Source organism: Gemmiger formicilis (assembly GCF_016901605.1).
Classification (GTDB): Bacteria; Bacillota; Clostridia; order Oscillospirales; family Ruminococcaceae; genus Gemmiger; species Gemmiger formicilis_B.
Genome location: NZ_JACJKP010000950.1, coordinates 1 through 218, shown reverse-complemented (window position 1 = coordinate 218; position 218 = coordinate 1). Strand labels below are relative to the sequence as shown.

Annotated in this window: 1 protein-coding gene; it reads right to left on the bottom strand. The window is 56.4% G+C overall.

Translation table 11 applies throughout. The annotated features are described in order from the left end of the window. Positions 1-23: 23 nt before the first annotated feature. A partial coding sequence (locus H6B10_RS17370) for a hypothetical protein (protein ID WP_204652555.1) occupies positions 24-218 on the bottom strand: 195 nt, incomplete at its 5' end.

The window sequence follows — 218 nt, the reverse complement described above, 5'->3', positions numbered from 1 at the left end:
TGCGCCCCCCTGATGGTCGAACGTCAGCGGGACGGATTGTCCCGGTGGTCGGGCCGCTCCAGCCCATTTCCAATGTTCAACCCCTCCATGTATCGTCTGTACCGTTGCGGTGAGCATGGAAAGCAAATGATTGCATCGGGCATGTCACAGATGATCTCCAGCTCCCGGAATCGTGCGAGATACCGCTCCACCTGTTCATTGGTCAGGCTGCAAAAATT